This is a genomic window from Myxococcales bacterium, from assembly GCA_012517325.1.
GTDB lineage: Bacteria > Lernaellota > Lernaellaia > Lernaellales > Lernaellaceae > JAAYVF01.
The window spans coordinates 154,892-161,481 of record JAAYVF010000008.1; the positions used below are offsets into that span (position 1 = coordinate 154,892).

Annotated in this window: 7 protein-coding genes; 1 reads left to right on the forward strand and 6 read right to left on the reverse strand. The window is 61.2% G+C overall.

Annotated features, from left to right (window positions below):
- Positions 1 to 4: 4 nt before the first annotated feature.
- Positions 5 to 1,051, reverse strand: coding sequence for an aldehyde dehydrogenase (locus tag GX444_02085; GenBank protein NLH47371.1), 1,047 nt, complete (start codon positions 1,049 to 1,051; stop codon positions 5 to 7).
- 203 nt (positions 1,052 to 1,254) lie between these two features.
- On the opposite strand from GX444_02085, the gene GX444_02090 reads away from it, so the two are divergent.
- Positions 1,255 to 1,650 carry an osmotically inducible protein C gene (locus GX444_02090; GenBank protein NLH47372.1) on the forward strand — a complete coding sequence of 132 codons (396 nt, stop codon included), beginning with the start codon at positions 1,255 to 1,257 and terminating at the stop codon, positions 1,648 to 1,650.
- 272 nt (positions 1,651 to 1,922) lie between these two features.
- On the opposite strand, the gene GX444_02095 is transcribed toward GX444_02090, so the two are convergent.
- The 5 genes from GX444_02095 to GX444_02115 all read right to left on the reverse strand — a co-directional run bounded on the left by GX444_02095 (position 1,923) and on the right by GX444_02115 (position 6,517).
- On the reverse strand, positions 1,923 to 2,957 hold the full coding sequence (locus GX444_02095; protein NLH47373.1) for a DUF2804 domain-containing protein: 1,035 nt from the start codon (positions 2,955 to 2,957) through the stop codon (positions 1,923 to 1,925).
- A 74-nt stretch (positions 2,958 to 3,031) separates the two neighbouring features.
- Positions 3,032 to 3,757 carry an SDR family oxidoreductase gene (locus GX444_02100; protein ID NLH47374.1) on the reverse strand — a complete coding sequence of 242 codons (726 nt, stop codon included), beginning with the start codon at positions 3,755 to 3,757 and terminating at the stop codon, positions 3,032 to 3,034.
- A gap of 42 nt (positions 3,758 to 3,799) precedes the next feature.
- Entirely contained in the window at positions 3,800 to 5,548 is a 1,749-nt protein-coding gene (locus tag GX444_02105) for a thiamine pyrophosphate-binding protein (protein ID NLH47375.1), read from the reverse strand.
- A 172-nt stretch (positions 5,549 to 5,720) separates the two neighbouring features.
- Positions 5,721 to 6,110 (reverse strand): ATP-binding protein, encoded by a 390-nt coding sequence (locus GX444_02110; protein ID NLH47376.1) that lies wholly within the window; start codon positions 6,108 to 6,110, stop codon positions 5,721 to 5,723.
- Positions 6,111 to 6,298: 188 nt separating this feature from the next.
- Positions 6,299 to 6,517 carry a hypothetical protein gene (locus GX444_02115; GenBank protein NLH47377.1) on the reverse strand — a complete coding sequence of 73 codons (219 nt, stop codon included), beginning with the start codon at positions 6,515 to 6,517 and terminating at the stop codon, positions 6,299 to 6,301.
- Positions 6,518 to 6,590: the final 73 nt, after the last annotated feature.

Genomic DNA, 6,590 nt, shown 5'->3' on the forward strand with positions numbered 1-6,590 from the left:
CCTTTCACGCCCACACGTTCTTGCCGAGGCCGTCGAGTTTTACCAACAAGTCGATCACGCGGTTGGCGTAACCCAGCTCGTTGTCGAACCACGCCGACACCTTGAAGAACCTGTCGTCCACCGCCTGGGTGAATTCGGCGTCGAAGACCGCCGAGTTCGTGTTGCCGATCACGTCGACCGAAACGATCGGGTCGGTCGAGTATTCCAGAATGCCCTGCAACCGCGCCTCGGCGCAGGCCTTGGCGACCGCCTGGTTGATCGCTTCCACCGAGGCCGGCTTGCCGGTGACGAAGGTCAGGTCGACGACCGAGCCGTCGGGAATCGGCACGCGATGCGCCGAGGAAAAGACCTTGCCCTTCAATTCGGGCAGGATCTTTTCGAGCGCCTTGCCGGCGCTGGTCGAGGTCGGGATGATCGACAAATTGGCCGCGCGGCTGCGCCGCACGTCGGCGTGCGGGAAGTCGAGCAGGCGCTGGTCGCTGGTGAACGCATGCACCGTCAGCAGGTACAAGGTTTCGATCCCGAATTCCTTTTCGAGGATGGCGGCCAGCGGCGTCGCCGCGTTCGTGGTGCAGGAACCGGCGCTGATGACCTTTTCCTTGCCCGTCAGTTGATCGTCGTTCACGCCCATGATGATCGACAGATCGGGTTCGTAACCGGTGGGAGGCGGATAGACGATGATCTTCTTGGCCCCCGCCTGGAGATGGGCTTCGAGTTTTTCCCGGGTCGAGAACGCGCCGGTGGTGTCGATCACCACGTCGGTCGGCAGTTCCTTCCACGGAAGTTTCGCGTTGTCCTTTTCACCCAGTACCCGGATGTGATCTTCCCCGAACTTCAGGACCTGATTGCCCTTGTCGTCCTGGATGATCTGGACTTCGCTTTTGGGGTACGCGCCGTGCACAGAATCGAACCGCAGATTTGCTGCCAGAAGCGCAGGATCGGCCACGTCGTTGATGACCGTGAAGTTGAACGGAACTTTCCGGCGCTTGGCTTCGCGCAAAATTGCCCGGCCGGTCCGGCCGAACCCGTTGAGACCTACGCGAATAGCCATATCAACCTCCATCAGGTGTATGAGAAAAAATCTAAGCCATTTAATGAGTTAAGACAGGAAAAGCAAGGGTCAAGCATCCGGCCGAAGAAAAAAGTGCAAAGACCCCTGGCTTTTTGAGATAGGATTATTACTATGTAGTTAAATGAAGGACAAAAACCGGGCTGACCGGTCAGCAGTAAACCGAAGAAAAAGAGGAATAAGGCATGGAAATCAACGTGACTTTCGGGGGCAACAAACGGGTCGACGCCGAATTCAACGGCTACGTCGTGAAAACCGACCAACCGGTCAGGGGCGGCGGCGACGGTACGGCGCCTTCGCCGTTCGAATACTTCCTCGCCTCGCTGGCCACGTGCGCCGGCATCTACGTCCTGGGCTTTTTGCAAAGCCGCAACCTGCCCAGCGAAGGGGTGACGCTGACGCAGCGGCACGAATTCGATCCAGTCTCGCATCGTTTGTCGGCGGTCACGCTGGCAATCAAATTGCCCGCGGCGATTCCCGAAAAATATCATGAGGCGATCATCCGCACCGCCAGCATGTGCGCGGTGAAAAAAGCCTTGCAGGATCCGCCGGCCGTCGCGGTCGTCGTCGAACCGGTGTGAACCCCAAGGGCCATTCGTTTTCTCCATTGGTTGACGGCGGCGGGGCCTGCGGCTCCGCCGCCGTTTGTTTAGTCATCGAGGGGTTAAAGGAAGTAGTTAAGCAAGAATATGACGGAGGGATTTGCGACCACCATTCATCGTTTTTCCGTGCGTGAGCCGGAATCCAAAATCCGGAGTGCCGCAACAATTTCAATGGGTTTGTATGAATTGCACGGGCACGGTTACCCGTTTTTACCGGGAATGACAAAAAGAACCTGGCGACGGCCCACACCCTACCAGCGCGCCCGGTGTTCCTCGGCCCAGCCAAGCAGGTCGCGGATCTCCAACTTTTTCCCCTCGTCGGTGACGAGCGTGCCGGAGTAGCGGCCGAACATCTGGTGCACCTCGGTGCGGATGACCAGCAGGTCGGTCTTATCGTGCCGGTCGAAAATCGGGGTCAGCGTCAGGTCGAGGCGTCCGTCGTCGGCGCGGAAACGCCACGGCTTCATGTAGTCGCCGGCGTCGTACTCGAAATCCACCCACCCCAGCTTGTGCATTTTCCCGTCGAGGAAAAAGCAGTTTTCCGTCGCCGCCGACAGATCGCCGAAGCCCTTGCCGAGGTTGAGGCCGATCAACCCGCCGTCCGACAGGAAACCCGAGGCGGTGCCCCAGTTCCAGAAGGTGTGGTAATCCCACACGCCGCGGCCCCAATCGAGGTCGCCCAGCGCCCGGTCGGGCTCGACGACCAGCCGGGTGTCGCCCAGGCGGATTTCGCCCATTGCCGGCATACAGTTGATTTTTTCGTTGTGGTAAAAACCGCGCGCCCCGATCGGCGTCGCCATGACGATCGATTCGATGCTCTCCGGCTGCGCCAGCACCAGATCGGCGACCAGCGGCCGCCCGTCGGAGAGGCGCGGCCAATCGACGCGCAGGCGCCGCTCGTTCGCCAGCCGCTTGAACTCGATGTTCACCCGGCCCCAGCGAAAGACAATGTCGCCCGTGCGGCTGTCGCGCGGCAGGGTCACGCCCATGCCCAGCGGGGTGATCACCGTAGCCTCGGGCATCGCCAGGGTTTTGAAGTCGATGAAGTAGGCGAAGGCCACGCCGGCCAGGCCGCCGTGCGAGACCGCGACGGAGAAAAACCAGTCGGGGCCGGTGACGCCGTAGTAGTCCCATTCCTTGAGGCGCAGGCGATTGACCGCCGCGAGGGGCGTCAGGCGGATGTTTTCCGGGTTGTACCGGAAGTTCGGCCGCTTGGCGAAGCCGGGTTCGGTCAGCATGCCGTTTTCATCGAGGAGCGGAATCGGTCGCGTGATTTCGTGTTGCATGGGTGATCCTTTCTCGCGATGCCTATATTAACGGCAAACCCGATGGCTGACGAGATTAATTTTTTCCGCCACGCCTACCAGTTCCTCTCCGCCCCCAGTTGATCCCAGAAGCGGCCGGATTGTTCGGGCGTCAGGCGATCGAGCACTTGCAGCAGGCCGCGCACGGCGTCGGGCGTCGCGACCGGCGCACGGGCGCCGCCCATTTCGGTGCGCACCCAGCCGGGATGCAGCGACACCACGCGAAAGCCTTGCGAATGCAGATCCAGGTGCAGCAGGCGGGTGAACATGTTGAGCGCGGCCTTGCTGGCGCAATACGCGTAGTAGCCGGGCATCGCCTTGTCGGCGATGGACCCGACCCACGAACTCAGGTTGGCGATCAGCGGCGCCGCGCTGTTGCGCAACAGCGGCAGCAGCGTCTGCGCGGCCAGCAGCGGCGCGACGCTGTTGATTTCGAAGACGCGCCGCAGATCGGCGGCCTGCAATTCGCCCAGCGGAACGTCGGTGCCGCGGTCGAACGAACCCGCGCCGACGCGGATGATGCCCGCGTTGTTGATCAGCCAGTCCAGCGCCTCCGCCCGCTCGGCCACCGCGTCGCGCGCCGCGTCCAACGATGCCTGCTCGGTCACGTCCAGCGGCAGGATCGTCAACCGGTCGGGGTGCGCGGCGGCCAGTTGTTGCAGCGCTTCCGCCTGTTCCGGCCGGCGCGCGCCGGCGAAAACGCGCTCGCCCCGCGCCAGCAACTGCCGCGTGAATTCCAGGCCCAGGCCGCGATTGGCCCCCGTGATGAAAATGCGCTTCATGCCCGCATCCTTGGTTGGAGGGAAGCCGCAGCATAACGCGAATCACATCGAAACCGAACCCCGGCGGAAATCGGATTGGCCGAGAATGGCGTTGACGAGCACCGGCCGGCCCTCGGCGGCCAACTCCCTGGCGCGCTGCAGGGTCCGGCGGATTTCGGCGGGCGAGTCCAGCAACAATCCGGCGCCGCCGTAACCCGCGGCCACTTGGTGGTAGTCGCTGTGTCGCAGGGCGCAGCCCAGGTCGTCGCCGTAAATTTCCACCTGCTCGCGGGCGATCTGCGACCAGCGGGCGTCGTTGCCGACCACCGCGATCACCGGCACGCCGTGGCGCGCGAAGGTGTCGAACTCCGCCAGACTGTAGGCCGCCGCGCCGTCGCCGTACAGCAGCCAGACCTCGGCGGCCGGCCGCGCCAGCTTGGCGCCCAGCGCGAAACCGGCGCCGACGCCCAGCGTGCCGAACACCCCCGGATCGAGCCAGCCGAAAGGCTGCCGCGGCCGCACGACGTAAGCGGCGGTGGCGACGAAATCACCGCCGTCGACCACCAGAATGCTGTCGTCGGCGAGGGCGGCGTCGATCTCGCGGGCCAGGCGCAGCGGGTTGATGCCGCCGTCGACCGGTTCCTCGGCCCGCCTCGCGATTTCGGCCCGCCGGCGGTCGTCGGCCTCGCGCCGGCGATCGGCCCAGTCGCGCCAGCCGCGCGCATGGTCGTGGCGGGTGTTGACCAGTTCGTCGGCCAGGGCGATCAGAAACAGTCCGGGATCGGCCTGCACGGCCAGCGTCGGGCGGCGGTTTTTCGTCAGTTCGTCGTAACTGAAATTGGCCGCGATCACCCGGGCCTTGCCGCCGATCTGCCGGCCGTATTCCAGCCGGAAATCGCACGGCACCCCGGCGAGGATCACCAGGTCGGCCTCGCGCAATGCATCCTTGCGATGGTGGACCAGTTGCAGCGGATGCTCGGGGCCCAGCAGGCCGCGCGCCATTCCCGCGAGATACGTCGGCATGGCCAGCGCCTCGACCGCCGCGTCCATCGCCAATGTCTCGCAGGCGCACAACATGGCCTGGCTGCCCAGCAGCAGCACCGGCTTCTCGGCCTTGGCGACCAGGAGCGCCGCCTGCCGTACCTCGCTCGTCTTCGGCGGCCGGCGCGGCCGCGCCGCCGCCAGGCCGGGTCGGGCGTGCTCCGCCCCCGCGAACAATTGCCGGACGTGAAAATCGAGGTAGGCGTTGAGGCCCTTTTCGGCCAGCGAACCGCCCTTGGACCGCGCCTCGCCGTACCAGCGGCGCACCAACTCTTCCTCGTACAGCAAATCGACCGGCAATTCGACGAACACCGGGCCCGGCAGCCCTTCCAGCGCGGTGACGAAGGCCTGTTCCAGGGTCGGCACGATCTCCCGGACGGTTTTCACCGCCGCCGCCCATTTCACGTGCGGCCGGATCACGGCCAGTTGGTCGATGTCTTGCAGCGCCCCGCGCCCGCGTAAAAAGGTGGCCGTCGCCCCGCCGAGCAGCACGAGCGGCGATTGCGCCAGTTGCGCGTTTTTCAGGGCGGTGAGCGTGTTGGTCACGCCCGGGCCGGCGGTGACCGCGGCCACGCCGGGCGTACCGGTCAACCGCGCGACGGCGTCGGCGGCGAACACGGCGTTTTTCTCGTCGCGAACGTCGACGACGCGCACGCCGTGGTTTTTGGCGCCGATCAGAATGGGCGAGATGTGGCCGCCGCAAAGGGTGAACAACCACCGCACGTTCTGCTGCTGCAACACCTGGCCGATCCGTTCGCCGCCGCTGGACATTTTTTCTCCGCTTTTCGCCGTTCGGGCCTTTTTCGAACGCGCCTGAAAAATGTAAGACAGGTGAATGAAAAGGCAAATTGACGGGGGAACAAAGGAAAACATGCCGGACTACAATACTCCTTCCCCATCGGGGGGAAGGCTATGGTCGAAAATCCTCAATCGAAAGAGTACACTATTCGAAAGTGCGAAAGAAATTGTACGTTATCCGATCATCTACAAGACCTATTTCACAGCATGGTCCTTGTAATTGATTAATTTCAAAAACTACTGAAGGTTGAATTAATTTTGTAGCAGCATCTCTAATGGCATTACAAGCATTATTTACTTCAGCATTTGGGATCCCAATAAATTCCCCAGCAGATTGGTTCATAGATTCGGCTATACCAAAAAATAATAATCCACCAAATTGATTTGCGAAGGAGCAAATCGACTTTGCAATTTTTTTTGGTGATATCATTTCTTGCTTGTATTCAACATACCATCCTTCCCTTACTTCTTTTAAAGCGCTTAAGTCAGATGGTAAAACCTTACTAAAAGGTTTTTTAAAAGGATAAAAGTTCACTTTTCACCTCAAGAAGGTATTTATATTATTCGAAAATTCCGAGAATTTACGAGGATAGGGATTTTCGAGGACAGTATATAAAAACTGGAGTTTCAGTAACATTAGTTAACTCCATCCTTCGACTACCATCGAAATCCACACAACCGAGGATTCGATCATTCCTCAGCACATGAATAAATAACACTACTTTACTTTACCAAAGTCAAGGCCCAATCGGAGTATCTTTCTCCGTCAGACCCGGTGGAGATGTCGGCCCATAGATCAATTCCTAATTGCGTGACGGGCATACCGGCCAGCGGATAGGTCAGGGCCTGGATCATCGCGTTGAGATGTTTTTTCGCGATGGCCCAGCTTTCGCCGGCGCCGGAATCGTCGGCCTGGTCGGGATCGACGTACCAATTGGGCATGATCACTCTCCAAACGCCTTCACCGCCACCCTCACCTCATCCAACCACGCCGCTCCACCCGGAAGGCGAATAG